General features: G+C 53.2%; 29 protein-coding genes. 7 read left to right on the top strand and 22 right to left on the bottom strand.

Going from position 1 to position 23,992, the window contains the following annotated elements; translation table 11 throughout:
• Positions 1–55: 55 nt before the first annotated feature.
• Positions 56–1,465: a D-serine/D-alanine/glycine transporter gene (cycA, locus tag APU02_RS19040; RefSeq protein ID WP_042289521.1), complete on the bottom strand. Its 1,410-nt coding sequence runs from the start codon at positions 1,463–1,465 to the stop codon at positions 56–58.
• A gap of 322 nt (positions 1,466–1,787) precedes the next feature.
• Complete coding sequence (gene fklB / locus APU02_RS19045) at positions 1,788–2,408, bottom strand: FKBP-type peptidyl-prolyl cis-trans isomerase (protein ID WP_042289524.1); 621 nt, start codon at positions 2,406–2,408, stop codon at positions 1,788–1,790.
• A 218-nt stretch (positions 2,409–2,626) separates the two neighbouring features.
• On the opposite strand from fklB, the gene APU02_RS19050 reads away from it, so the two are divergent.
• A complete protein-coding gene (locus APU02_RS19050) occupies positions 2,627–3,244 on the top strand; it encodes an OapA family protein (protein WP_060570930.1) in 618 nt (205 codons plus the stop codon).
• 38 nt (positions 3,245–3,282) lie between these two features.
• On the opposite strand, the gene APU02_RS19055 is transcribed toward APU02_RS19050, so the two are convergent.
• From APU02_RS19055 to rpsF, 5 genes are all read right to left on the bottom strand, one after another.
• Entirely contained in the window at positions 3,283–4,212 is a 930-nt protein-coding gene (locus APU02_RS19055) for a DMT family transporter (protein WP_042289528.1), read from the bottom strand.
• Positions 4,213–4,356: 144 nt separating this feature from the next.
• Complete coding sequence (gene rplI, locus APU02_RS19060) at positions 4,357–4,806, bottom strand: 50S ribosomal protein L9 (RefSeq protein ID WP_012907347.1); 450 nt, start codon at positions 4,804–4,806, stop codon at positions 4,357–4,359.
• Between the two features lie 41 nt (positions 4,807–4,847).
• On the bottom strand, positions 4,848–5,075 hold the full coding sequence (gene rpsR, locus APU02_RS19065; protein ID WP_000135199.1) for a 30S ribosomal protein S18: 228 nt from the start codon (positions 5,073–5,075) through the stop codon (positions 4,848–4,850).
• A 4-nt stretch (positions 5,076–5,079) separates the two neighbouring features.
• Entirely contained in the window at positions 5,080–5,394 is a 315-nt protein-coding gene (gene priB, locus APU02_RS19070) for a primosomal replication protein N (protein ID WP_042289531.1), read from the bottom strand.
• A 6-nt stretch (positions 5,395–5,400) separates the two neighbouring features.
• Positions 5,401–5,796: a 30S ribosomal protein S6 gene (rpsF, locus tag APU02_RS19075; protein WP_001216673.1), complete on the bottom strand. Its 396-nt coding sequence runs from the start codon at positions 5,794–5,796 to the stop codon at positions 5,401–5,403.
• A gap of 280 nt (positions 5,797–6,076) precedes the next feature.
• Here rpsF and APU02_RS19080 point away from each other — a divergent pair, with 280 nt between their 5' ends.
• Entirely contained in the window at positions 6,077–8,200 is a 2,124-nt protein-coding gene (locus APU02_RS19080) for a hypothetical protein (RefSeq protein WP_060570931.1), read from the top strand.
• A gap of 147 nt (positions 8,201–8,347) precedes the next feature.
• Positions 8,348–8,623, top strand: coding sequence for a DUF1471 family protein YjfY (yjfY, locus tag APU02_RS19085; RefSeq protein ID WP_042289537.1), 276 nt, complete (start codon positions 8,348–8,350; stop codon positions 8,621–8,623).
• Between the two features lie 149 nt (positions 8,624–8,772).
• On the opposite strand, the gene APU02_RS19090 is transcribed toward yjfY, so the two are convergent.
• The 6 genes from APU02_RS19090 to ulaA are packed head-to-tail and all read right to left on the bottom strand — an operon-like array spanning position 8,773 to position 13,184.
• Positions 8,773–9,459 carry an L-ribulose-5-phosphate 4-epimerase gene (locus APU02_RS19090; protein ID WP_060570961.1) on the bottom strand — a complete coding sequence of 229 codons (687 nt, stop codon included), beginning with the start codon at positions 9,457–9,459 and terminating at the stop codon, positions 8,773–8,775.
• Positions 9,459–10,313 carry an L-ribulose-5-phosphate 3-epimerase gene (locus tag APU02_RS19095; protein WP_060570932.1) on the bottom strand — a complete coding sequence of 285 codons (855 nt, stop codon included), beginning with the start codon at positions 10,311–10,313 and terminating at the stop codon, positions 9,459–9,461. The genes APU02_RS19090 and APU02_RS19095 overlap by 1 nt, the downstream gene beginning before the upstream one ends.
• A 9-nt stretch (positions 10,314–10,322) precedes the next feature.
• On the bottom strand, positions 10,323–10,976 hold the full coding sequence (gene ulaD, locus APU02_RS19100; RefSeq protein WP_120714914.1) for a 3-keto-L-gulonate-6-phosphate decarboxylase UlaD: 654 nt from the start codon (positions 10,974–10,976) through the stop codon (positions 10,323–10,325).
• A 12-nt stretch (positions 10,977–10,988) separates the two neighbouring features.
• Positions 10,989–11,456, bottom strand: coding sequence for a PTS ascorbate transporter subunit IIA (ulaC, locus tag APU02_RS19105; protein ID WP_042289543.1), 468 nt, complete (start codon positions 11,454–11,456; stop codon positions 10,989–10,991).
• A 9-nt stretch (positions 11,457–11,465) separates the two neighbouring features.
• Entirely contained in the window at positions 11,466–11,771 is a 306-nt protein-coding gene (gene ulaB / locus APU02_RS19110) for a PTS ascorbate transporter subunit IIB (RefSeq protein ID WP_042289546.1), read from the bottom strand.
• A gap of 15 nt (positions 11,772–11,786) precedes the next feature.
• Positions 11,787–13,184, bottom strand: a complete 1,398-nt coding sequence (gene ulaA / locus APU02_RS19115; RefSeq protein WP_060570933.1) for a PTS ascorbate transporter subunit IIC — start codon at positions 13,182–13,184, stop codon at positions 11,787–11,789.
• Positions 13,185–13,543: 359 nt separating this feature from the next.
• Here ulaA and ulaG point away from each other — a divergent pair, with 359 nt between their 5' ends.
• Positions 13,544–14,608 carry an L-ascorbate 6-phosphate lactonase gene (gene ulaG, locus APU02_RS19120; RefSeq protein WP_060570934.1) on the top strand — a complete coding sequence of 355 codons (1,065 nt, stop codon included), beginning with the start codon at positions 13,544–13,546 and terminating at the stop codon, positions 14,606–14,608.
• A 105-nt stretch (positions 14,609–14,713) separates the two neighbouring features.
• Positions 14,714–15,469: an HTH-type transcriptional regulator UlaR gene (ulaR, locus tag APU02_RS19125; protein ID WP_042289553.1), complete on the top strand. Its 756-nt coding sequence runs from the start codon at positions 14,714–14,716 to the stop codon at positions 15,467–15,469.
• Here ulaR and yjfP read toward each other — a convergent pair.
• Positions 15,466–16,215, bottom strand: coding sequence for an esterase (gene yjfP / locus APU02_RS19130; protein ID WP_060570935.1), 750 nt, complete (start codon positions 16,213–16,215; stop codon positions 15,466–15,468). The two genes, ulaR and yjfP, sit on opposite strands and share 4 nt — an antisense overlap.
• A gap of 182 nt (positions 16,216–16,397) precedes the next feature.
• Here yjfP and bsmA point away from each other — a divergent pair, with 182 nt between their 5' ends.
• The gene (gene bsmA / locus APU02_RS19135; RefSeq protein WP_042289558.1) at positions 16,398–16,727 is read left to right on the top strand and encodes a biofilm peroxide resistance protein BsmA; all 330 of its coding nucleotides are present in this window, start codon (positions 16,398–16,400) and stop codon (positions 16,725–16,727) included.
• Between the two features lie 147 nt (positions 16,728–16,874).
• Positions 16,875–17,150: a DUF1471 family protease activator YjfN gene (yjfN, locus tag APU02_RS19140; protein WP_072197155.1), complete on the top strand. Its 276-nt coding sequence runs from the start codon at positions 16,875–16,877 to the stop codon at positions 17,148–17,150.
• Between the two features lie 48 nt (positions 17,151–17,198).
• Here yjfN and APU02_RS19145 read toward each other — a convergent pair whose 3' ends face one another.
• The 8 genes from APU02_RS19145 to APU02_RS19180 form a co-directional block, all read right to left on the bottom strand.
• On the bottom strand, positions 17,199–18,821 hold the full coding sequence (locus tag APU02_RS19145; protein WP_060570936.1) for an isovaleryl-CoA dehydrogenase: 1,623 nt from the start codon (positions 18,819–18,821) through the stop codon (positions 17,199–17,201).
• Between the two features lie 83 nt (positions 18,822–18,904).
• A complete protein-coding gene (locus APU02_RS19150) occupies positions 18,905–20,068 on the bottom strand; it encodes a glutathionylspermidine synthase family protein (RefSeq protein WP_060570937.1) in 1,164 nt (387 codons plus the stop codon).
• 2 nt (positions 20,069–20,070) lie between these two features.
• Positions 20,071–20,712, bottom strand: a complete 642-nt coding sequence (locus APU02_RS19155; protein ID WP_060570938.1) for a DUF1190 domain-containing protein — start codon at positions 20,710–20,712, stop codon at positions 20,071–20,073.
• Positions 20,713–20,721: 9 nt separating this feature from the next.
• Positions 20,722–21,120 (bottom strand): DUF350 domain-containing protein, encoded by a 399-nt coding sequence (locus tag APU02_RS19160; RefSeq protein ID WP_060570939.1) that lies wholly within the window; start codon positions 21,118–21,120, stop codon positions 20,722–20,724.
• A gap of 17 nt (positions 21,121–21,137) precedes the next feature.
• Positions 21,138–21,821 carry a YjfK family protein gene (locus APU02_RS19165; protein WP_082636866.1) on the bottom strand — a complete coding sequence of 228 codons (684 nt, stop codon included), beginning with the start codon at positions 21,819–21,821 and terminating at the stop codon, positions 21,138–21,140.
• Positions 21,794–22,864, bottom strand: a complete 1,071-nt coding sequence (locus APU02_RS19170) for a potassium channel family protein (protein WP_060570941.1) — start codon at positions 22,862–22,864, stop codon at positions 21,794–21,796. Before APU02_RS19170 ends, APU02_RS19165 begins: the two co-directional genes overlap by 28 nt.
• Positions 22,864–23,562, bottom strand: a complete 699-nt coding sequence (locus tag APU02_RS19175; protein WP_060570942.1) for a PspA/IM30 family protein — start codon at positions 23,560–23,562, stop codon at positions 22,864–22,866. The genes APU02_RS19170 and APU02_RS19175 overlap by 1 nt, the downstream gene beginning before the upstream one ends.
• 17 nt (positions 23,563–23,579) lie before the next feature.
• Positions 23,580–23,981, bottom strand: coding sequence for a DUF2170 family protein (locus APU02_RS19180; protein WP_042289575.1), 402 nt, complete (start codon positions 23,979–23,981; stop codon positions 23,580–23,582).
• Positions 23,982–23,992 lie beyond the last annotated feature (11 nt).

A 23,992-nucleotide genomic window follows, 5' to 3' on the forward strand; every position in this document is an offset into this window, starting at 1 on the left:
CAACCGGTACCAGTAAGCGAGCCCGGTAAGCGTTGCCGCCACCGGGCGATACGATTTAACGCATTCCTGCCATACGTCTCTTACCGATAAACAGCCAGCCCAGTCCCAGGGCGATAAACCACAGCGGCGTGACGAGCAGCGCCTGACGGGTATCGTCTTCCAGGGTCAGCAGCACGATCACAAACACGAAGAACGCCATGCACACCCAGCACATCAGCTTGCCAAGCGGCATTTTATAGATCGATTTCTCATGCAGGTGCGGACGCTGTTTGCGATACACCAGGTATGAACACAGGATAATGGTCCACACGAACATAAACAGGATTGCCGACACCGTGGTGATCATGGTGAACGCGCCAATCACGCTCGGGTTGACGTACAGCATCACCACGCCGCCCAGCAGACAGATGCAAGAGAAGGTCAGCCCTTTGGCCGGTACCGCGCGTTTAGACAGCTTCGCGAACGCTTTCGGCGCCACCCCTTCCTGCGCCAGGCCGAACAGCATGCGGCTGGTCGAGAACACACCGCTGTTTGCCGAAGAGGCCGCAGAGGTCAGCACCACGAAGTTGATCACGCTTGCCGCGGCAGGCAGACCAACCAGTACAAACAGCTCAACGAACGGGCTCTTATCCGGTACCACGGAGCTCCACGGCGTGACGGACATAATGACGATCAGCGCGAACACGTAGAACATAATGATACGAACAGGAATGGAGTTGATGGCGCGCGGCAGGGATTTCTCCGGATCTTTCGTTTCAGCCGCCGTTGTCCCCACCAGTTCGATACCAACAAACGCAAACACTGCAATCTGGAAGCCAGCAAAGAAGCCGCTGATGCCTTTCGGGAACCAGCCGCCATCATTCCACAGGTGCGCAAAAGACGCTTCGACGCCGGTCGGTGATGTAAAGTGCATGGCGATCATCACCAGCCCCACGATAATCAGCGCGACGATGGCGACGATTTTAATCATCGCGAACCAGAACTCCATCTCACCGAACATTTTCACGGTGGCGAGGTTAAGGCTCAGCAGCAAGACCACGACAGCCAGTGAGGCCACCCAGTCGGAAAGCCCCGGGAACCAGAACTGGGCATAAGCGGTAATCGCCACGACGTCCGCCATCCCGGTCACCACCCAGCAGAACCAGTAGGTCCAGCCGGTAAAATAGCCTGCCCACGGTCCCAGCAGATCCGAAGCAAAGTCACTAAAAGATTTATATTCCAGATTTGAGAGCAGCAGCTCGCCCATCGCCCGCATGACGAAGAAGAGCATAAAGCCGATGATCATATAAACAAAAATGATCGACGGTCCGGCGAGGCTGATGGTTTTGCCGGACCCCATAAAGAGGCCCGTACCGATCGCCCCGCCAATGGCGATAAGCTGAATATGTCGGTTTGTGAGATTGCGCCGTAGCGACTGTTCAGCCGGTGCCTGTTCATCGGCGGCGACTTTTACCTGATCTACCATGTTTTATTCTTCCTGTACCTGTCTGTGTTGTGCAGGCTCTGCGGCCTTTAATGCGTCTGTTGTGCTTCTGTATGATACGACGATCCTGTTGTCAGGACTCATCGATATTAGGTAAGAATCGGCGGGATGAATACTAAGATTTAAATATTATGTTAACTATATGTTTAAAGTGAGTGTCATATCACTCTGATAACGCGAATTAGCTCACAAAAATACACGCAACGGAACCATTTGCAAGATAAAATGCCGATGTTCGGCGAATACGCGGTTTTATTGCATATTTTCTGTTCCCCTCTTTTCCGAAGGGAACAGAAGACTCTGCTTACAGGATTTCCAGCAGCTCGACGTCAAACACCAGCGTGCTGAACGGCGGAATGGAGGCACCCGCGCCGCGTTCACCGTAGGCGAGTTCATGAGGAATAGTCAGTTCCCACTTCGAGCCGACCGGCATTAAGGTCAGCGCTTCAATCCAGCCGGCGATCACGCCATTAACCGGGAATTCAGCCGGTTCGCCGCGCGCTACGGAGCTGTCGAATACGGTGCCGTCAATCAGCTTGCCGGTATAATGCACGCGAACGCGGTCAGTACGGGCCGGAATCGGACCTTCACCCTGGGTCAGTACGCGGAATTGCAGACCGGATTCGGTGCTGCTCACACCCTCTTTCTCACGGTTTTCTTCCAGATACTTCACGCCTTCCGCGGCCATCGCCTGGAAACGTTCGCGACGTACGGCATCAGCACGCTCATGAATTTCACGCAGCGCGCGGTGCACCACGTCAACCGGAACAGCCGGTTGTTTACCTTCCAGCGCATCGGCAATACCTGCAACCAGCGCTTCAGGCAACAGCCCCTGCAGGCCGGATTCGCTCAGTTGCTGTCCTACCTGCAAACCAATGCCGTAGCTTGCTTGCGCTTCGATAGTGTCAAAAGTCGGGGTTGCCATCGTATTTCCTTTCATCGGATTTAAAGTAGCGGGCAGCATAACAGCCGCGCCCTCTGCGGTAAAATGTTGTCATGGGGTGGATGACAAATCCTGGGGAAAAAGAAACAATAGGGGTATCCCGTATGAATATATCAAAAGCGGGTAATATCACGAACATCATAGCGTTAGCTGTCTATACTCTATGATTGAGGAACGAGACGCGGAGCAGGAGGAAAGCCATGCCCGGGCGCTTTGAACTAAAACCTACCCTGGCGAAAATCTGGCATGCACCGGACAATTTTCGCCTTATGGACCCGCTTCCGCCGATGCACCGCCGCGGCATTATTATTGCGGCAGTGGTGCTGGTCATCGGTTTCCTGCTTCCCTCCGACGATAATAGCGTTGCGCCTACGGTAACCCGTGACGCGCAGCTGGATATTCAGTCACCGTCTCAGCCACCGACCGAAGCACAGCTGCAGGCGCAGCTCGTCACGCCGCAAAACGATCCCGGACAGGTCGCACCGGTGGCGCCGGAACCCATTCAGGAAGGCCAGCCGGAAACGCAGCCTTTCCAGCCGGACAGCGGGATCGATCAGCAATGGCGTTCTTACCGCGTTGGTTCTGGTAAAACGATGGCGCAGTTGTTCCGCGACCACGGGCTGCCGCCGACAGACGTGTATGCCATGGCAAAAGTGGAAGGCGCAGGCAAGCCGTTGAGCACCCTTAAAGAAGGGCAGTTAGTGCAGATTCGCCAGAATGCGAACGGCGTAGTGACAGGCTTAACCATCGATACCGGCAATGACCAGCAGGTACTGTTCACCCGTCAGCCGGACGGCAGTTTCCTGCGGGCGCGATAATCACCTATGCCCGGCGACAGTATGCCACCGGGCCTGATTTACGCTTTACGCACCTTATTGACCCACCAGATCCCCGAACACACCAGCACCAGCGCAATCGCGTATTTCCATTCAAGAATATTCTCGCCAAGAAACACTGCCGACAGCACCGCTCCGGAAACGGGAATCAAGAAGTTAAACGGTGCAATCATTCCCACCCGGTTGTATTTGAGCAAAATGCTCCACAGTGCAAACGCTACCGACGAGAGTAATGTCAGATAACCGAGAATCGCGACAGATGAAAACCCGTGGACGGTGAGCGTGCCGCCAAACGCGTAACCGCCAGCGATCAGCGCCAGGCCGCCAATCCCCAACTGGTAACCGGTCATTACCGTAGGGTCAACCGTCTGCGAGATGCGCTTGCCGTAAAGCGTGGCGGCGGAAAGGATAAATGCCGCCAGGACAACAGACCCGTCGCCCAGCAGGCTAAAACTGAAGTCCAGCCCGCTGCTGAAATTCACCACCATCACTCCCGCGAAGCCGAGGATACAACCCAGTGTTTTGTTATAGCTCAGCTTGTCATTCTGGTAGATGAAGTGCGCCAGCAGTACGCTAAAGAAGGTGCCTGTCGCATTCATGATCGAGCCTTTCACCCCGGTGGTGAAAGCCAGGCCAATATAAAAGAAGATGTACTGTAAAGAGGTCTGCGTCAGCCCCAGTAACGTGAGCTGGCCGAACTGGCGAGAACGTAATCTGCCGATGGGCTTACGCTGCGCCATGGCCAGCAGCAAAAGCAGCAGACCGGCAAACAGGAAGCGGTAACCGGCAAAAACAATTTTTGAAGGAATATCATCGGTTGCGATCTGGAAGATCTCATAGCCGCTTTTAATCGCCGGGTAGGCGCTCCCCCATAACAGGCAGCAAAACGCGGCGCTCAGGTAGACAATATTTTTACGCGCAAACAGAGGTTGCGGGTGCGGGGTATCCATTCTTCACCACATTGAAATTATGTTTTATTTTTGATGATTATCCCGAAAAGGGCAAAGAATAGCCAGTGTGAAAAAGCGCAGAGGAAGAAAAGCAAAACGCCGACACGAGGTCGGCGTTTTTCACGAAGCTGTCAGAATAAAAACTTATTCTGCAACAACGTTAATGGTCAGCTTAGCGAAGACTTCGCTGTGAACCTGGAAGTTCACTTCGTGCTCACCAGTGGTACGCAGAACGCCGTTCGGCAGACGAACTTCGCTCTTAGCCACTTCAACGCCAGCTGCAGTAACAGCGTCAGCGATGTCGCGAGTACCGATGGAACCGAACAGTTTACCTTCGTCGCCTGCTTTAGACGCGATAGTAACGGTTTCCAGTGCGTTGATTTTCTCTGCGCGTGCATTTGCAGCAGCCAGAACGTCAGCCAGTTTAGCTTCCAGTTCAGCGCGACGTGCTTCGAAGTATTCAACGTTTTTCTTGGTAGCAGGAACAGCTTTACCCTGTGGTACCAGGAAGTTACGAGCGTAGCCCGCTTTAACGTTAACCTGATCACCCAGGCTACCCAGGTTTGCTACTTTATCAAGCAGAATAACTTGCATTACCTTATCCTCTCAAAGTCGTATTAATGGACCGTGACCGATTACTGATGGCGATCAGTGTACGGCAGCAGGGACAGGTAGCGAGCGCGTTTGATAGCGCGAGCCAGCTGACGCTGGTATTTTGCACGGGTACCGGTGATACGGCTTGGGACAATCTTACCGCTTTCGGTGATGTAGTTTTTCAGCGTAGCGATATCTTTATAGTCGATCTCTTGAACGCCTTCCGCGGTGAAACGGCAGAACTTGCGACGACGGAAATAACGTGCCATATGGCTAGTCTCCAGAATCTATCAATTCAATCTGCTCGGCATGCAGAACCATTTTGCTCAGGCCGTTCTTTGCTTTGTGGCAAGAGATAAATCCCTGAATGGTTATGCGACTACCGACCGTTATACTGTGAGTAATGGCCTGGTTTTCATGTCCGCTAACAATAACGGGCATTTGGCACCACGCCTGCCGGTGAAACCCGGCTTCCTCTTGCACAGAACGATGCTCAAGCACGAACTGGCAATGCGGAATTCCTGATGGACTGACCTTTCGAAGGGGAGCCCTGCACACGGTGCCGGACAACACCAGACGGTTGGTCATCAGAAATTACTCTTCAGAATCCCCAGCTTCAGCATCATCTGCGGTTTCGTTTGCGAAATCATCGCGACGCTCACGGCGCTCGTCTTTCGCTTTAACCATCGGAGATGCTTCGGTAACAGCGTGCTTGGTACGCATTACCATGCTACGGATAACGGCATCGTTGAAGCGGAAGGTAGTTTCCAGCTCATCGATCACTTCCTGCGGCGCTTCAACGTTCATCAGAACGTAGTGCGCTTTGTGCAGTTTGTTGATCGGGTAAGCCAGCTGACGGCGGCCCCAGTCTTCCAGACGGTGGATCTTGCCTTCTGCGCCAGTGATGGCAGCAGAGTAACGCTCGATCATGCCCGGAACCTGTTCGCTCTGGTCAGGATGGACCATAAAAACGATTTCGTAATGACGCATCGAATTGCTCCTTACGGATTATTCAGCCTCCTGTCTGGGTCAGCCGAGGCCCGGGGAGGCAAGGAACGTGTTAAAGGTCGGCTGAAAAATGACGCGTCATAATACTGGGGTCAGACGGGAAACTCAAGGCGATTTGCAAACAATCGCCTGCTCGCTGTCGCTGCTCATCCCCCGGCGAGAAGAGAGAAGTTCATCTTGTGGTTGTTATTAGATGGTTTTTGCCGGGATGACCACTTAGTATGCAGGGAGATAAAATGGAATATTTGACCTGGAGCAAAGGATGCTTAGCAAAAAATGTGGGCTGGCGTTTATTTTCACAGGCCTGATGGCCTGGTATGTCATTCAGACTGGCACAGAGAGCCCGCCGCACCCTGAAAGCTGTTTACCATCACCCTATGCTGACTATAATCCTGCACCGGTTTTTACCCGGTGGCAGTGGGAATCGCCCGCAGAGCGGGGCCTGGCAAATTCGCCGAGAGCGTCCCTGGACGATACCAACATTCTGGTCTGGCTGGATGGCAAAAAACGTATTGAAGCGGATAAAATGACGCTGGCGATCGCCGCCGACTGGAATACGCTGGCGCCGAAGCTGTCGGACTTACTTAAACAAGAAAATTTTAGCCTTCAGTCAGCGTCAATGCCTGTCGCTTACCTGGAAGAGGACTGGGGGCAGACCCTGCTATCACACAGACCGGAAGTGGCCACCAGCCTGGCTGAAAAATTTATCACGCCGAAATTATGGCAAGCACAGCAGGCAGGCTATATCACGGCCAAAGAAGTTGAACACAAAACAAATCTGGCGATTTCACAGCATTGGTTATGGCGGGCGCCGCAGGAATTAATTAAACAGCCTGAACTACAAGAAGAAATATCGTTTACAGAGGCACGAAAAACTTACTCTGTAGGTGACACTAAACGAACCACTTATCTGAAAATAATGGACGCCAGCGCTGTTTTTGGCGAGCCAAAAGTTGCGTTGATCCTAACAACATGTGTTGTATCGCCTAATCCTAATTATTCGTATCTAAAGGCAATAGCGAACAGAATCGACTACTGGAAAAACTTCACTCTCCTCGGGCCGGGCCTCAGGCCATTACAGAGCTATCTCTCTGACAAGCTCGTACTGGAAGAGAGTATCAAACCCATTACCACCTACCTGAAGAAAAATAATCTGCAAAGCGAACTGGCTTCAGAGGTCACGGCATGGGTTAAAAAAGTACCGTTAGCGGAAAGCGCGCCTGAACGTCAGTCTGGTGAAACAACGTCATCCGACGCCATGAGCATGGTAACAATCACACTCAAAGATCTCCTTTCTGATACGGATGACTCCCGGGAAATTAAGGAATACAAGGAACTTCCTGACGGTAATTCATTATTCGCCACGAAACGCTACGATCGCCAACAGCAAAATTACGTTTCGGAACTCTATATCACCGAGCCCGGAAATCCGCAGCATGCCACCCAACTTTGGCAAGGGGAAAGCCTGTCCGGTTTAACGTTGGTCCATAAAGGACAGAAGGCCTGGTTCAAAACGTCTTCAGGCCAGTGGTTTGAACTGAATATCCCCACCAGAAAAATAGCTACGCTGGCTTTAAATGAAGAAACTGGCGTGACATCATGGTTCAGTGATGCGAACGGGAATCCCATTACCTTTTCGAGCGACTATAGCGACGAGGGGAAAGGATGTTTGATTTTTCGCCGTATCGATCCGCGTATATCTCCGCCAGAAAATAGCCTGTTCAAAACTTGTCGTAACCATTTCGCCAGCGGAAACTCCATTCAACCGGTCCTGATTTCAACCCCTGGCTATTTTTGGCTTGAAGACAGCAATGGATTAGTCAAACTTAATTCAGAAACCGGAAGAGCTGAGCTTTCGTATACGGTTCCTTTCCGATCGCCAGCCGATATCAGAAGCCGCCGCATCGATTTATCTGCCGATGACATTACCCGACATACGCCATATCCGCTGGGCTCCAGTGAGGCCCACTGGATAGCGCTGCATTATCAACATCAATCACCGCTTCAACATCACATGAATGCCTGGCGAATGGGGACCTATTTTATTGATAGTCTCAGCGGCAAATGGCGCTTTAGCGCAGAGCTTAAAAATACTGACAGTATCACTGCAACCGCCCGTTCCGCTCATGGGCGCTTTTTTGCTCAGGCAGGTTGTGAAAAACCGACGGGTTCAGGAATAACCGCTGATATCTGGGATGTCGCCAGCGCGACAAAAATTGCATCATTGCATCGGCTTCGCTACTGCGGGTTAAAAAACATGGCTTTTAACTGGCAGGGAAATACGCTGATCCTGGTTTTTCATGACAGGTTGATACGCGTCAGACTGCCTGATAACAGACAAGATGCCGCCACTGCAGAGGCGATTCCCACTGAGTCAAAGAATTAATTCTGCTATGCCTGATGCGGTAATTTTTTGAACAACTGCATCAGAAAAGGTCGCCATCGACATTGCGGGTAGCGATTAAAATAAGATCAACAGGGGTTACCCTAAAAACGGTCTCGCTCATCCGAGTTAGCAGTCGAGGAGGTAGGTATGCGAACCCGTATGATAGCCCTTCTGGCTGGGCTTTTGCTGGGCGCCAATGCGCTTGCCGCCATTGAGATTGATAACCAGCAGGCCAGAAATATGGATGATGTTCAGAGCTTAGGCGTCATTTACATCAACCATAACGTCGCCACGGAAAGCGACGCTAAAGATGCGCTGAACGACGAAGCCGATGCGCAAGGCGCGACGTATTACCATGTCATTTTGATCCGCGAACCCGGCAGCAATGGCAACATCCACCCCAGCGCAGAGATTTTTCGCTAGCACCAGGTAAACCAACGAAAAATAATGCCATACTCTGATTTGCCCCCTTTGCAGGGGGCTTTTTTTGCAAAAACCGCCAGAACCTGACCGATTACCTCCCCGCCAGGGAGTGAGTTCCGGCGCTATTTACTTCTTCACTTCTTGCAGCTTCACTTCTGCCCATAGTAAGCGTTCGGACCGTGTTTACGCATGAAGTGTTTGTTCATCAGATAATCGTCGATGGGGCTGAGGTCTGGGTTAATCCCCCGCGCAATCCATGCCATCCGCGCTACCTCCTCCATGACCACGGCATTATGCACCGCATCGTGAGCATCTTTGCCCCACGCAAATGGGCCGTGCTGATACACCACAACTCCCGGCGTATGCAGCGGTTCAATGTCGCCCAGCGTTTCGATGATTACCGTGCCCGTATTGCGCTCGTACTCACCCTGCACTTCTGCTTCGCTCAGCGCCCGGGTACAAGGGATGTCGCCAAAAAAGTAATCCGCATGGGTGGTGCCGAGCGCCGGTATCGCCAGCCCCGCCTGCGCCCAGGCGGTGGCATGGGTGGAGTGGGTATGCACGACGCCCCCGAGTGACGGATAATGGCGGTACAGCGCAAGATGCGTAGCGGTATCGGATGAAGGACGATACCGCCCCTCCATGACATGACCGTCCATGTCGACCACCACCATGTCATCAACCGTCATGGTCTCGTAAGGGACCCCGCTCGGTTTTATCACGACCAGGCCGCGTTCCCGGTCGATGGCGCTGACGTTGCCCCAGGTAAAGGTCACCAGGCCATAGCGAGGAAGATCCATGTTGGCGTTAAACACCTGCTGCTTTAACATCTGCATCATGCTGCCTCCACCAGACCTGCGCTGACCATGCGCGCTTTCACCCAGTCGCGCGCTTTCGCCACCTCACGCGCCGGATCGTCCGCCGTTTCGCTCCACATCTCAATCAGGTATGGCCCGCAATACCCACTCTGCTTGAGCGTCGCAAAACAACGTTCAAAATCGACAACGCCTTCGCCAAACGGCACGTTCTTGAATACGCCCGGCTTCGTGTCTTTTACATGAACCGCCACGATATGACCTATCCCGGCCTGCAGCTCCATCTGAACATCGTTATCCCATGCCGACAGGTTGCCGATATCGGGATACAACTGGAACCACGGATTATTCAGATAGTGCGCGTAGCCTAACGCCTTACTGATGGAGTTCATCAGAGGGTAATCCATGATCTCCATCGCCAGCGTCACCTGCGCACGGCTAGCCATCTCTACGCTCTCTTTCAGACCGTCACGAAAACGACGGCGCGTCTCGTTATTGGCTTCCTGATAATAGACGTCGTAGCCGGCTAACTGGATCACACGGATCCCGATATCCTGCGCCAACTGAATCGCCTTGCGCATGATCTCCAGGCCCTGGGCGCGCACCGCGTCATCTTCGCTTCCTAACGGAAAACGACGATGGGCGCTCAGACACATGGATGGAATACGCACGCCAGTCTCCGCAATGACGCTCACCAGCGTCAGTCGCTGTTCGCGGCTCCAGTCGAGTCGCGCAAGGCGCGCATCGGTCTCATCCACCGACATTTCAACGAAGTCAAAACCCAGCGTGTTCGCCATCCGCAGGCGCTCCAGCCAGCACTCCCCGGCAGGGAGCGCTTTTTCATAGATGCCTAACGGGTTCTGTTTCGACAGCATATCCGCTCCTTATCCCCACAGTTGGGCGATGGAACGTTTAAACTGGCGCGCCGCTTCAACCGGAGAGTCGGCATCGCGAATGCTACGCCCGGCAATAAAGACGTGAACAGGAATCCCTTTGAACAGCGGCAGATCTTCCAGCGCCAGGCCACCGGTCACGGTCACTTTAAAGCCCATATCGGCAAGGCGCTTGATGGCGCTGATATCCGCCTCGCCCCATGCAACGCCCGCCGCCTGCGCGTCACGGCTACGGTGATAAACCACCTGCTGGATGCCCGCATCACGCCACTGCTGCGCCTGCTCCCAGGTCCAGTATCCGGTCAGCTCAATCTGTACGTCGCCGTTAAACTCTTTCGCCACATCCAGCGCGCCTTTCGCAGTGTTGATATCAGCGCAACAGATGACGGTCACCCAGTCGGCGTTGGCTTCAAAGCACATCCGGGACAGGATCTTGCCCGCGTCAGCAATTTTGGCGTCCGCCAGTACGATTTTGTGTGGATAGAGCGCTTTCAGGTCACGCACCGCGCGTACCCCTTCCCCAACGCAGAGAATGGTGCCCACCTCAATAATGTCTACTTCTTCCGCAATCAGGCGGGTGGTCTCGTAGGCGTGAGACAGCGTTTGATTATCCAGCGCAACCTGTAACATGGGTAACTGAGACATATGAAATTCCTCTTAAACAGCCGCCGCGGTGGCGTTATCAATTAAATCAAGCACATCCTGCTCGGTGCGGCAGGCGCGTAAACGGTCAAAATTGGCCTCGTCTTCAAACAGATTCACGATCTGCATGATGCCCACTTCCTGATGGGTATTCGCATCAACGGCGGCCATGGTGATCAGGATATCGACCGGATCGTTATCTTCGTGGTTAAACGCCAGCGGCGTCTTCAGCGTTACCAACGAGAAACCGGTTTTCTTAACGCCCTCTTCCGGTCGGCCATGCGGCATCGCCAGCCCAGGGGCAATCACGAAGTACGGGCCAAACTGCGCTACGCCATCAAGAATGGCCTGGTAGTAGCGCGGCTCGACGACATCAGCGGCCACCAGCAGGTCAACGCCAATCTTCACGGCCTCTTGCCAGGTGCTGGCTTCAGCCTGCAAACGGACAGAATGGTTTTGCGCCAGCGAATCACGTAGTTTCATGACGCCCCCTTACTTCACATCCTGCGGAAAATGTTGTTTGATCACTTCCAGCAGCTTTGGGCCAAAGTCAGCGGGCGATAACATATTGCGAACGCCCACCACATACTTGTTACCTGTCACACTAATCTCACCGGCGATATGGGTTGAGGCGATGATGATGTCGGCGCCGCCCAGCTCGCTTTTGTACTCGCCGACAGCACAGCTGTTTACCGTGTGGTCGATATTGGATTGGGTTAAAAACTGATCCACTTTCATTTTCATGATCATGGAACTCCCTTGCCCGTTGCCACATACAGCCAGAATACGTACGGTCATAATCCACACTCCTCATTAAGCAGAATGTTCTGCCAGTTGTTTTTCTGCGTCTTCTTCCGCACGTAGCGCGCGTCCGGCGAAGACCATATAAACCAATGCGATAATCAGAATGACGGCCATAAACGCGATGCCGAGGGAGAAGAAGCCCTGCATCATCGGCGGCGCCAGAATCGACCAGTCGGCCATCCCCATCCAGGCGCTCATACCCGTGAGTTTCACGGCCCAGACGCAGCCAAAGATTTCGATCATCCCCATCACCAGACAGATCTTCAGCGCCGCGCGCCAGCCGCCAAAGTGGTTGGCAAAGACGCCAATAGTGGCGTTGGAAAAGAACATCGGGATGAAGCCTGGAATGATCAGAATGGACGAACCGCAACCCACCAGAATACCGACCGCGATCAGTTGGCCGATGGTGCCCCACATAAAGCCCCAGACCACCGCGTTAGGCGCAAAGCTGTAAATCGCGGCGCAGTCGATAGCCAGCACGGCGCCGGGAATCAGGCGTTGAGAAATACCGTTGAACGCTTCGGACAGTTCGGCGACGAACATACGCACGCCCTGGGTGATGATGAAAATCGCCACGGCAAATGAGAAGCCGGTTTGCAGGATATACACCGTCCAGTGTGTTTTACCCGCCATCGCCTGCACCGTGTCGATGCCGAAGGAAAGGAGGATCGCGCCAAAGAAAATCGTCATCACGATGGCCGTTGAAACGATGTTGTCGTGGAAGATATTCAGCCAGCCCGGTAGCTTGAGATCTTCAACGCTTTCTTCTTTTTTACCCAGATATGGCGCGACCTTATAAGCGATCCAGGAGGCGAACTGCTGCTGGTGACCGATGGAGAAACCGCAGCCGTCAGTCACTTCCTGAGTCGGCTTGTACATCATGTTGGACGTAATGCCCCAGTACAGGGAGACCAGGATGGCGGTGCAGATAATAGTGGTCCACATCGAATAGCCGAAGATGTAGAGCGACACCGCGATCAGCCCCGCCTGCTGGAACATGATGTGCCCGGTCAGCATGATGGTGCGGATGCCGGTAATACGTCGGAGCAGGACGTAACAAATATTCAGCGCCAGCGCCAGAAGCACGGCATACCCTACCCAACTGTATGCATCGCCCATCCGGTCAATGGTTGCCATCATGGAGGCGTAGGTATCGGAGATCGCGCCATTGATGCCGTACACCTCAGACATTTTGGCAACAACCGGCTTAAAGGTGCTGGTCAAAATGCCAGACCCCGCCTGCAACAGCATAAAACCAATAATGGTTTTGATGGTGCCTTTAATAATCACGCTGACGCTTTTACGCAGCAGGATATAACCGAGGCACGTCACGATGCCGAGCAGAAGCGGCGCGTTTGTCATTACCTGATTAAAGAAAACGGTAAAGACGTCGTAGAGGATCTCCATAACTCTCTCCAGTAAAAAGGAACACGAGGGGTAATCCCGGTGTGGTTGGTGCCATCACTCTAGTAATCACAAATAATCATCACAAGATTAAATTTGATTATTTGTGACGCATCACGCAAATTATTTCCCCTCTTTTCATAATGGATTTCATGATATAACCAGAAAACAGAATTACTGTTTATTTTTCATGTAATTAATTAAATACACACGCTCAATCACCGGCATAATCCGATATTGACCGTGTGATAAACAAGGTAAAACCCCACGTTCCCCCCATTGCAAACCGCTCAAAATGGTGACAACATGAATCACATCAAATCATAAAATGATTATTTTTGATTGAACCCAGGAGTCAAACAATGAGTAAAGTGAATACCATCACCCGTGAATCATGGATCCTGAACACTTTTCCGGAATGGGGAAGCTGGCTGAACGAAGAGATTGAACAAGAACGCGTGGCGCCAGGCACATTTGCAATGTGGTGGCTGGGGTGTACCGGCATCTGGCTGAAATCCGAAGGCGGCACCAATGTGTGCGTGGATTTCTGGTGCGGTACCGGAAAACAAAGCCACGGTAACCCGCTGATGAAGACCGGCCACCAGATGCAGCGTATGGCGGGCGTAAAAAAATTGCAGCCAAACCTGCGCACCACGCCATTTGTGCTGGATCCTTTCGCGATTCGCCAGATCGACGCGGTGCTGGCAACACACGATCATAACGATCACATTGATGTCAATGTGGCGGCAGCGGTGATGCAAAACTGCGCGGACGATGTGCCGTTCATTGGGCCGCAGACCTGCGTGGACCTTTGGATAGGTTGGGGTGTGCCGAAATCGCGCTGCATCGTGGTAAAACCAGGCGATGTGGTTAAAGTAAAAGATATTGAAATACATGCCCTTGACGCGTTTGACCGCACCGCGCTGATCACCCTTCCGGCGGACCAGAAAGCCGCAGGCGTTCTGCCTGACGGCATGGATGCGCGCGCCGTAAACTATCTGTTCAAAACGCCGGGGGGGACGCTGTACCACAGCGGAGATTCCCACTACTCCAACTACTATGCGAAGCACGGCAACGAGCATCAGATCGACGTGGCGCTGGGCTCCTATGGCGAAAACCCACGCGGTATTACCGATAAAATGACCAGTGCAGACATTCTGCGCATGGCGGAATCCCTGAACACGAAAGTCGTGATCCCGTTCCACCATGATATCTGGTCAAATTTCCAGGCCGATCCGCAGGAGATCCGCGTCTTGTGGGAAATGAAAAAAGATCGCCTTAAATACGGTTTTAAGCCGTTCATCTGGCAGGTTGGCGGGAAATTCATCTGGCCTTTGGATAAGGATAACTTTGAATATCACTATCCGCGCGGCTTTGACGACTGCTTCACTATTGAGCCTGATCTGCCGTTTAAATCGTTCCTGTAATCGCGATAATGCCGGGTTTTCCCGGCATTTTTTTCACATTTACTTTAGTATTTTCAGGCTATTTCAAATATCATCTTTTAAAATCATTTTGTATCGGAATAGCTCATGACTGAAGCGCAAAGACATCAAATTTTACTGGATATGCTGGCACAACTGGGCTTTGTCACCGTGGAAAATGTCGTTGAACGTTTGGGTATCTCCCCTGCAACGGCACGCCGGGATATCAATAAACTTGATGAGAGCGGCAAGCTAAAAAAAGTGCGAAACGGAGCCGAAGCCATCGCCCAGCAGCGCCCACGCTGGACGCCAATGAACCTGCATCAGGCCCAAAACCACGATGAAAAAGTTCGTATCGCGAAAGCCGCCTCCCAGTTGGTCAATCCGGGGGAAAGCGTTGTGATTAACTGCGGCTCCACGGCCTTTTTGTTGGGGCGCGAGATGTGTGGTAAACCTGTGCAGATCATCACCAACTATCTTCCGCTGGCCAATTACCTGATCGATCAGGAGCATGACAGCGTGATCATCATGGGCGGCCAGTACAATAAAACCCAGTCGATCACCCTGAGCCCCCAGGGCAGTGAAAACAGTCTCTATGCCGGACACTGGATGTTCACCAGCGGTAAAGGGCTGACCACGGATGGCCTGTACAAAACGGACATGCTCACCGCTATGGCCGAGCAAAAAATGCTGAGTGTGGTCGGCAAGCTGGTCGTATTGGTCGACAGCAGCAAAGTGGGCGAACGGGCGGGGATGCTGTTCAGTCGCGCAGATCAGATCGATATGCTTATCACCGGCAAACATGCTAACCCTGAAATCCTGAAACAGCTTGAGGCGCAGGGCGTAAGCATTATACGCGTTTAAAGATGCTGACGAAAAAAAGAGACCGTCGCCGCCAGGGCTTCGGGTGTGATGCGATGGCGCACGCCCGTCTGCCACTCACAGGTCAGATTCCGGTCTCGTCCAGCCTGCGCCAGCGCCCGCTGTAAGCGAAACGATTCTTCTGCTGGCACGACATCATCCTCCACTCCATGCCATAACAGCAGCGGCCTGTCGGACACCTGTTCCAGCTGTTGCGAGACATCCCACTTCGCCAGTGGCGCGATAACGCTGTCGAACGTCGCCTGCTGCGCTGGCGTATCCAACGCCGAAGGGGGAAACAGCGTTTTTGCCAGACGGGTGAAGTAACCCGAGCCCATCAGGCTGGCCACGCAGCTGACTTCAGGATGCTGCGTCATGATCCCGAGTGCGGTCATACCGCCCATTGACGCTCCCGCCACGGCAAGCCTGTCATCCTGCAGCCAGTTCTCCTGGAGAATAGCCGCACGTAACGCAGTAAATTCCTGCATGTTTTGCTGCAAAATCTGCCAGAAGCGCGTCATTCGCAACGGTGCGTTACCGCTGAAACGCGCGCCGTGTTCTGCGGCGTCTGGCATAATGACCCTAAAACCGGCCTGGGCCAGCGCGACGGCAAAGTAGCTGTAAACCAGCGCTGACGACGTGAACCCGTGATAGAAAATGATACTCGGTAAAGGCGTACTGATTTTACCGGTTGGGAAAGCGTGCAGCAGGTGATGCTCCGCCAACTGACATGTTTCTATTTCAATCATTTGCGGGTCCTTTTTTGTCCGGTACGCCACAGGGCGATCCATTAAGCAGTGTTAAGTGTTCAACAACGATTCATAATGTTGAGAACTGGATTACGCTTTCACGACATTTTCATTCGAAAATCGCGTGGAAGTTAACATTTCGGGAACATTCCCCCAAAGGGAAATTAAATAGGCACTACACTATGACTATCAGTAAACGAGATAGAGTTATGCGTCGGCTTGTCCCTTTGATGCTGGTTATGTTGTTAACGGGATGCAGCGTACTTGAAGGTAAGCCGCAGCCAGCGCCACCCGTCGCCGATCATCCGCAGGAAATACGCCGCAATCAAACGCAAGGGTTGCAGCGAATGGGCACCGTCACCTCAATGGTGAGGGGGTCTCCGGATGACGCAATTGATGAGGTTAAAGCCAAAGCCGCCGCCGCGAAAGCCGATTATTACGTTATCGTCATGGTCGATGAGACGATCGTGACGGGTCAGTGGTATTCACAGGCCATTTTATATCGTAAATAAAAGATGCTGAAATTTAAGTCAGTTTCACGTTGCTTTACGCCTCTATACGTTTATCTGTGCACAATAAACCGACAGCAGGAAGCTCGAGGTTTATTACGGCGATGGAATGCCCTGCGTCTTGCGGGGAAACGTAAAATGGAGCTGACGATGAACCAATCTCTTGCCTTATCCTCACTGCTGCTTACTGCCGGGCTGATAAGCACGACGGCGCAATCTGCCGAATTTGCCAGCGCGGACTGCGTGACGGGCCTCAATGAAATTGGCCTGATTTCAGTCAGTAATATTTCAGGAAATCCACAGGACGTGGAGCGTATCGTGGCGCTTAAAGCCGATGAACAAGGCGCTTCGTGGTATCGCATTGTGCAGATGTATGAAGAACAGCAGCCTGATAACTGGCGCGTCCAGGCCATCCTTTACGCCTGATTCTGCCCTTCCTGAGCCGGGTCAGCGTTGCGCCACCCGGCTAAGAGATTACCGTACTCCTCCCGTCGCCCTCAGCAGTACTTCATCCTGAACCTGTTCCGATAAGCGTCTTCCTCCACGCGTATCCAGCATCATCTGACACCATGCCTGCGCAACCGGCGGCGACGCGTATCGCAGCATTTGCGAACCGCAGCCGAGCAGATAAATCAGTTGGGTGATGTCACGCCCCTGCGCTTCCACAGGTTTACGTAGCCGCTGTTGCAGTTGGCGAACCGCACGATCAAAATGGCGGTCCTGCCCCCTCACATCAGAAAAGGTTTCGCTCAGTATTTCATCCGCGCCGGTTTGTTTACTGATGACCCGCAGAACGTCGAGACACATTACGTTTCCTGAACCTTCCCAGATGCTGTTAACCGGCATTTCGCGGTATAGCCGCGGCAGTTCGCTATCTTCGCAATACCCCACGCCACCGAGGACTTCCATCGCTTCGGCCACAAACGGGATACCGCTTTTACAAACCGCGAATTTAGCGGCAGGGGTAAACAGACGGGCCAGCAGTTGCTCTTTTGCTTCGCTCCGGCGTTCCCACGCGCGAGCCAGACGGAACAACAGCGCGGTTTGCCCCTCAAGCTGTAGCGCCATCCGGCTGAGTACCTGACGCATCATAGGCTGTTCAATCAGCGGCTTGCCAAAAACCTGACGCTGGTGCGCGTGGTAAATCGCCACTGAGAAAGCGCGGCGCATCAACCCATGGCTACCGAGCGCGCAATCAAAGCGCGTCATGCCGCCCATCTTCAGGATATGGCGAACGCCTTCGCCCTCTTCACCCAGCAGCCAGCCAAGGGCATCCTGAAACTCCACTTCGCAGCTGGCATTGGAGCGATTACCCAATTTGTCTTTGAGACGTTCGAGCCGCACAGCATTGCGCTTTCCGTCGGGCAAAAAACGCGGTACGAAGAAACAGGATAGCCCCCCATCCGTCTGGGCCAGCACCAGATGGGCATCGCTTTGCGGGACGGAGAAAAACCATTTGTGCCCCACCAGCCGGTACGATCCGTCTTCCAGTCGCTCCGCGCGGGTGGTATTGCTCAGCACATCGCTCCCGCCCTGTTTCTCCGTCATCCCCATACCAATGAGCAGGCCGCGTTTTTGCCCGCCAGGCAAAAGATGTGAGTCGTAGCGATCGCTCACTAACGGTGTCAACCAGTCAGAAAAGGGGGGCGGGAGCATTTGTTGTAAAAGTGGCGTGGCGGCAAAGGTCATGGTTATCGGGCATAGCGTCCCGGCTTCCACCTGCGCATGCAGGACAAAGCGCGCGGCGCGGGCGACAAACGATCCGGCGCGCGCCTCCTCCTCCCAGGGCAGGTTGTGCACGCGGTTGGTACATAGCCCCTGCATAAGCAGATGCCAGGCGGGATGAAAACGCACATCGTCCAGACGCTGCCCCTGCGGGTCATAGCGCAATAATTCCGGCGGCCAGCTGTTCGCCAGCCGTCCCAGCTCCAGAGACTCGGCGGTGCCAAGCTGTTGTCCGATGCTGGCGAGCAGTTCACCGTCCCAGCCAGCCCCTTCCCGGACAACTGCTTCGCACAGCGCGCCGTCAGACAAGAAAAGATTGCTGTTATTCAACGGTATCGGTTGGTTAAAAACGGTATGCGTTTGCCAGTGCATTGTGTCTCCCTCCTTCAATGGCCGGACAATAAGTATGGTCGCTGCCGGTTGAATGACGACGGAGAGAGATCACAAAAGTGGGATCACCCCGAGATGTAGTGAGGTATGAATCGTGACGTATCTTTGGTGATCAGGGTGTTATCTTCACGGATCCCCATACCGCAGGCTTCATCATCTACGATCCAACTGCCGACCAGCGTATAGCTGTCGCCGAAGCGTGGTAGCGGCTGAAACGCCTGATAGATCATGGGTTCGTCGGCATAATCACCATCGGCATGCTCCATTACCTGCTGATGGCCGTCAAAGATCGTCACGTTACCCCCCTCACGGGAGAAAATCGGCTTGCGCACACAGCTTGCCCCCGCCTGGATACAGGGCTTTTCCCCGTCAAACCAGGCCGGAAGCAAATTGGGATGCCGCGGGAAGACGCGCCACAGCAGTGGCATTAACCCCTTGTTGCTGAGGATACTTTTCCATAAAGGTTCAATCCATTGTTCTCGTCGCTTGCGTAACAACGGCCCGTTATCGTCCCGCATCATCCATTCCAGCGGATAGAGCTTAAAGGCGCGCTGAATCACGTTATCGTTGAGATCGGTTAACACGCCGCCAACACCAAGCCCCAGCTCTTCGAGATAAAGAAACCGCGTCTCCTGGCCCGCCTGCTCCGCACAGTCCTGTAAATAAAGCACCGTGGTGCGATCTTCATCGCTGTCTTCACAGCAGCAAAAATAAAATGGTTCCGGACGATAAAGCTCCGCAAACCGCGAAATCAGGCGCTCCTGTATCGCGTTGTACTGATCGGCATCACGGGGAATCGCGCCGCTTCGGCGGGCATCCTCCAGCCACAGCCACTGGAAATACGCCGCCTCGTATAATGACGTTGGCGTGTCTGCGTTGTATTCAAGCAGCTTAACCGGCGCATTACCGCACCAGACAAAATCCATACGTCCGTACAGCGTAGGATCCTTGCTGCGCCAGCTTTCAGCAATCGCATCCCAGTAAAGCGGCGGGATCGCCAGTTGCTCAAGAATATGCTCATCTTTTATTGCACGATCGACGATTTCCAGGCACATCTGATGCAATTCTGCCGTCGGCTTTTCGATCTGTTCTTCAATTTGCCGAAGCGTGAAGCGGTAAGCCCGGCTTTCATCCCAGTAGATTTCGTTATCAATGATATGAAAATCGAAACCGTGATCGCAGGCGATCTGATTCAGATCCCGGCGAACCGGCACATCATGTCGCAGCATGGTTAGCCCCCCCAGCTGCCACGGGCGCTGGACGAGCGTCCGTAACCTCCACGAGACACCGTTGATACCTTTTTCGTGCTGTAGCTATGGCTGGTCGCAGAGTCTGTTTTTCGTGAGCCAGTACGCCAGGCGTAGTCGCCAGACGTCGTACGCCAGACGGGACGAGAAACGTAGGATGACCCATTGCTGCTATAAACATACGCCTCATCACGATCTTTACGGAGCGCACGGCTGAGCAAAAAGCCAGAAATGACAGGCACCCAGCTCTGGTCGATAATATCCTGATAACAGTTGCCGAACTGGGTTTCGCAGTCGCTCTTGCTCATCCTTTTTGGCAAGGTGTTATAAAATTCGGTTTTCGCGTTATTCCAGGCATCAACGCAAACGCTAATATTATTGCCGTCATCAATGCAGTTCTGCACCGTTTCGTAAAAAACGCCGTCACCATCGTTGTCGACATCGTCACTGTCACTGCACCCTTTCAAGGCGAAAAAAGCCGCGCCGCCCATGATCGCCAGCGTCAGCACTTTGCCACTGTACCGGCTGCGTTTAGGCTCGAAAGGGTTTACCGGACGGTCGATCCGGGTAATCGCTGCATGACCTAAGCCTGTTTTACGTTTTTTGTTTCCTGTTTTTTTAGCCATGATCGTCCATTACCACGTCATGCAAGCCGCATTGAAAATACCGCCCGCCAGTGCGGAGGTGCCCATAAATAGTCCCGCCGCCGTATTATGCTGAATAATTTTCTCGCTCAGCGTCGGCATATACAGCCTGACGCTAGCGTAGATGATGAGCTGAATGACCAGCACAATGCCTCCCCAGGCAAAATAATCCGGAATGCTAACGGCGTTTATTGCCGCGCTGGATAACGGAATAACATATCCCAGCAGCGTACCGCTGAAGGCCAGCGAGGCTGCAGTGTTATTAGTTTTTATCAATCGCCATTCATTGTGCGGCGTAATTTTGGAGTAGATAAAAAGGAAAAGGATAACCATCGCCGCGCCAATAAAAAAATAGGCGCAGAAGGCCAATAATGAATCCAGAATGTGCATCACATGCTTCCCTGTAATTAACCAATAATATTCAATGAAGTCAGGGGAATATCAACGCCCAGCGCGCGTGAAAAGACCCACTCGGGCTCTCCGCGCTCGTCAAATGTCTCCTCCCCGTTCAGCAGCAAGTATTCCCAGGTGTCGTCAGTGATCTGACGCTGGTAGCCCATCGAAAAATTGTGGATATCCCATTTTGCCTGCTGTTGATTCTCCACTTTTTCCAGCATAAAGATCGGCGCGATGTTTCCCGGCTCCTCGCGGTTAAAAAATCGCTGCCAGCGCTGCGCCTGCCAGGTCAACGTCGGCGTACCAATGGCCACTGGACTGATGGCCGCACGCCAGTGCGCTTCCTGGCTTATGCCGTCACAGGTCTGGTAAACGAACAGTTTGATGTCGTCGATATCCTCGACGCCCGTGCCTCCGGTGGCGTTTATCTGTAAAAACTCATCGCCGGAGGTGTAATAGCGGAAAATTTGACTGCCTCCCCCCAGATCGATATGGCTGACAGCCGCAACGGTATATTCTTCACCGGGCAGTTCCACCAAAAGCGACGCCTCCAGTAGGCGGAACGCCAGCGTATCCAGCGTAAACCCGGCATTGAGGTGCAGTCCTAACGGTCCACGAACCGGCGCCTGTGGGGCAGACCTTCTCCACAGCCGTTGAAAGAACGACGTCATCTCGCTTCTCCTATCTCTTGCCAGGCGACATCGTCCGCCAGGATGCGGCTGTTGCCGACCAGGTGTAACCACATGCCACCGCGGACTTCGGTTGAAATCACCGGGTTTAGCTCCATGCCGCGACCGTTCTTGCAATAGCTGATACCGAGCACCGTCGCGTCATGATGAAGTTTCATATAGCGCATCAGCGCGCCATAGCGGAAAGGCGTAACCGCTTGCGGCACAGGCAGGGCAAAGCCGGTGTCGCCGAGCATGGGATTCATAATGGAAGCCACCGACTGTGAGGAACCGGGATCCTGGATCGAACGGGACAGCTGCTCCGCGGAGAGATTGCGCACAATTTCTATTTGCGGACAGTGTGTTTCAAGCAGTCCGGCGTAACGTTCATCTTCCAGATACACCACGATATGGCTGTTCGGCGGAACAAAGCCCGCCAGCGATAGCGCAGCGGTAAAGGTCTGCTCGTCTGTTCTGGCATAAATGATTACGCTCTGGCAGTGGCTCAGCCCCATCCGCTGATGTTCCTGTGGGTCGTTAATATTACTGACGCGTAGAAAATCCACCCAGCGGTTGCCTGACAGCGGGTGTTGCATCTCGTCCCACTCGCACAGCAAAACCCGTTCAAAGGCGCGTCGGGTATCGTAAAGCAGAAGCGAGATCATCTTCTCCGTCTGATGGCCCCGCCAACCAATCACCAGCATATGTTTACGCAGATGTCGAAAATCGCCCATCCCGGTTAATCCTTTCGCTAACGTTCCTTGTACCTGCGCAATGACCTTTCCCATCAGCGCACCAAATAAGCCAACGCTTACCGGGATTTGCCAGAGGCCGGTAAACAAACGTCCTCCGGCGGTCTGCGGGCTTAAGTCACCAAAACCCAGCGTAGACCCCACCACCGAACAGTAGTAGATGAAGTCGCTCAGGCGACCGACCAGCGCCGTTTCACCCAGCAGGGTCAGAACCAGAAAACAAATCAGGTACTGACTGATAAACAAACCCAATAACGCAGGCCAGGTCACCCGGGAAAAGTGCCGCTGGCAGGCCCTGACAAGCCAGGTGAACAGCATTACTCACCTTTTTGCTGTTGCAGGCGCGCTAACACATCCTGAGCTGAACTTTTATTGCTGCCGCCGATGCCCATTTCAGCCAGCCGCTCGTCCAGATCGCGCCCATCCGCCACTTTTTCCAACTGCGCCGCCGCGTCCAGCCGTGCCTGACGTTCTGCCTGGCGCGTCTGGATGCGCTTGAGTGATTCTGCCGCTGTAGAGACGTTGGAGGAGGCGCCTACGGTAGAGGTGGTGACCGCCTGCTGCGCGCGCTGCATCGCCTCCGTCGCCTTTACGACTTCCAACTGCTGCTCAAATTGTGAAATGCGCTGACCGGTGGCTGTTACGGCTCTCTCTACGCCGTCCCGCGACGCTTCAAGGTTAGCAAGTACTTGCTCTTCTGCCGTAATGAGGTTTTCCAGGCGCGCTATTTCTTCTGCGACCTCATTGATTAACGCGGCGTCGACCTTTTTATTCAGCGCTTCCAGCGCCCGCTTCTCGAGGCTGGCTTTACGCTCGCGCAAATCATAAAGTTTGTCGTTGCTGAGTTTCACCCGGGCGAGCAGTTCGACACGCGACTGATTCGCTTTATTAAGTTCAGTTTTAGCGTCGCGAATATGCTGCTCCAGCATTCTTACGCCCTGCGCTTCTTCAATTGAAGCTTCCGCCTGGGAGATCATTGATTTACCCAGCGTAAATAAACTTTTTAAAATACCCATCATTTTCTCCCTGATGATTACTGCGCGTACTCTTCCGTGACTTCTGCGAGATCTAACGCATTTTCGACCAGCGTGGTAATTTCAAGAACAACATCGTTCAACGAGGAATATAGCGATAGCGCGCCAAACACCACGTAGTACTCTTCATTTTGAATGCCCGAAATGCCAACCGATGAGAGCGGCAACATTTTCTGGTGACGGAGCAGGAAAAGATTAAATTCAGGCTGATTATGAATCGCCGTCACCGGACAGACTCGTGTTTCAATAATTATCTGTCGTGAGGTAAATAACACCGAGAGCAGCAGGTCGCCATAATCATTCATTTTAATGATTAAGGCATTTTCATTATTTGTGATTTCTATATTTAAAGCGACATTATTCTGTAGCGCATCAGCAAGCGCCAGCGGAGTCCATGGCATATAACATTTCC

This window comes from Citrobacter sp. 50677481 (assembly GCF_001463265.1).
Taxonomy (GTDB): Bacteria; Pseudomonadota; Gammaproteobacteria; order Enterobacterales; family Enterobacteriaceae; genus Citrobacter_A; species Citrobacter_A sedlakii.

What these genes read in the sequence shown, in the direction of transcription:
- rplI (WP_012907347.1), bottom strand. Translation starts at nt 4,806, where the DNA reads ATGCAAGTTATTCTGCTTGATAAAGTAGCAAACCTGGGTAGCCTGGGT.
- ulaC (WP_042289543.1), bottom strand. Translation starts at nt 11,456, where the DNA reads ATGAAACTACGTGATTCGCTGGCGCAAAACCATTCTGTCCGTTTGCAG.
- APU02_RS19055 (WP_042289528.1), bottom strand. Translation starts at nt 4,212, where the DNA reads ATGGATACCCCGCACCCGCAACCTCTGTTTGCGCGTAAAAATATTGTC.
- APU02_RS19170 (WP_060570941.1), bottom strand. Translation starts at nt 22,864, where the DNA reads ATGCTGTTCACCTGGCTTGTCAGGGCCTGCCAGCGGCACTTTTCCCGG.
- APU02_RS19155 (WP_060570938.1), bottom strand. Translation starts at nt 20,712, where the DNA reads ATGGCTAAAAAAACAGGAAACAAAAAACGTAAAACAGGCTTAGGTCAT.
- APU02_RS19095 (WP_060570932.1), bottom strand. Translation starts at nt 10,313, where the DNA reads ATGCTGTCGAAACAGAACCCGTTAGGCATCTATGAAAAAGCGCTCCCT.
- APU02_RS19080 (WP_060570931.1), top strand. Translation starts at nt 6,077, where the DNA reads ATGCTTAGCAAAAAATGTGGGCTGGCGTTTATTTTCACAGGCCTGATG.
- APU02_RS19180 (WP_042289575.1), bottom strand. Translation starts at nt 23,981, where the DNA reads ATGCCATGGACTCCGCTGGCGCTTGCTGATGCGCTACAGAATAATGTC.
- yjfY (WP_042289537.1), top strand. Translation starts at nt 8,348, where the DNA reads ATGCGAACCCGTATGATAGCCCTTCTGGCTGGGCTTTTGCTGGGCGCC.
- APU02_RS19090 (WP_060570961.1), bottom strand. Translation starts at nt 9,459, where the DNA reads ATGCAGATGTTAAAGCAGCAGGTGTTTAACGCCAACATGGATCTTCCT.
- APU02_RS19175 (WP_060570942.1), bottom strand. Translation starts at nt 23,562, where the DNA reads ATGGGTATTTTAAAAAGTTTATTTACGCTGGGTAAATCAATGATCTCC.
- ulaG (WP_060570934.1), top strand. Translation starts at nt 13,544, where the DNA reads ATGAGTAAAGTGAATACCATCACCCGTGAATCATGGATCCTGAACACT.
- ulaB (WP_042289546.1), bottom strand. Translation starts at nt 11,771, where the DNA reads ATGACCGTACGTATTCTGGCTGTATGTGGCAACGGGCAAGGGAGTTCC.
- yjfN (WP_072197155.1), top strand. Translation starts at nt 16,875, where the DNA reads ATGAACCAATCTCTTGCCTTATCCTCACTGCTGCTTACTGCCGGGCTG.
- APU02_RS19145 (WP_060570936.1), bottom strand. Translation starts at nt 18,821, where the DNA reads ATGCACTGGCAAACGCATACCGTTTTTAACCAACCGATACCGTTGAAT.
- rpsR (WP_000135199.1), bottom strand. Translation starts at nt 5,075, where the DNA reads ATGGCACGTTATTTCCGTCGTCGCAAGTTCTGCCGTTTCACCGCGGAA.
- ulaD (WP_120714914.1), bottom strand. Translation starts at nt 10,976, where the DNA reads ATGTCTCAGTTACCCATGTTACAGGTTGCGCTGGATAATCAAACGCTG.
- cycA (WP_042289521.1), bottom strand. Translation starts at nt 1,465, where the DNA reads ATGGTAGATCAGGTAAAAGTCGCCGCCGATGAACAGGCACCGGCTGAA.
- priB (WP_042289531.1), bottom strand. Translation starts at nt 5,394, where the DNA reads ATGACCAACCGTCTGGTGTTGTCCGGCACCGTGTGCAGGGCTCCCCTT.
- APU02_RS19150 (WP_060570937.1), bottom strand. Translation starts at nt 20,068, where the DNA reads ATGCTGCGACATGATGTGCCGGTTCGCCGGGATCTGAATCAGATCGCC.
- fklB (WP_042289524.1), bottom strand. Translation starts at nt 2,408, where the DNA reads ATGGCAACCCCGACTTTTGACACTATCGAAGCGCAAGCAAGCTACGGC.
- APU02_RS19160 (WP_060570939.1), bottom strand. Translation starts at nt 21,120, where the DNA reads ATGCACATTCTGGATTCATTATTGGCCTTCTGCGCCTATTTTTTTATT.
- ulaA (WP_060570933.1), bottom strand. Translation starts at nt 13,184, where the DNA reads ATGGAGATCCTCTACGACGTCTTTACCGTTTTCTTTAATCAGGTAATG.
- rpsF (WP_001216673.1), bottom strand. Translation starts at nt 5,796, where the DNA reads ATGCGTCATTACGAAATCGTTTTTATGGTCCATCCTGACCAGAGCGAA.
- bsmA (WP_042289558.1), top strand. Translation starts at nt 16,398, where the DNA reads ATGACTATCAGTAAACGAGATAGAGTTATGCGTCGGCTTGTCCCTTTG.
- yjfP (WP_060570935.1), bottom strand. Translation starts at nt 16,215, where the DNA reads ATGATTGAAATAGAAACATGTCAGTTGGCGGAGCATCACCTGCTGCAC.
- ulaR (WP_042289553.1), top strand. Translation starts at nt 14,714, where the DNA reads ATGACTGAAGCGCAAAGACATCAAATTTTACTGGATATGCTGGCACAA.
- APU02_RS19050 (WP_060570930.1), top strand. Translation starts at nt 2,627, where the DNA reads ATGCCCGGGCGCTTTGAACTAAAACCTACCCTGGCGAAAATCTGGCAT.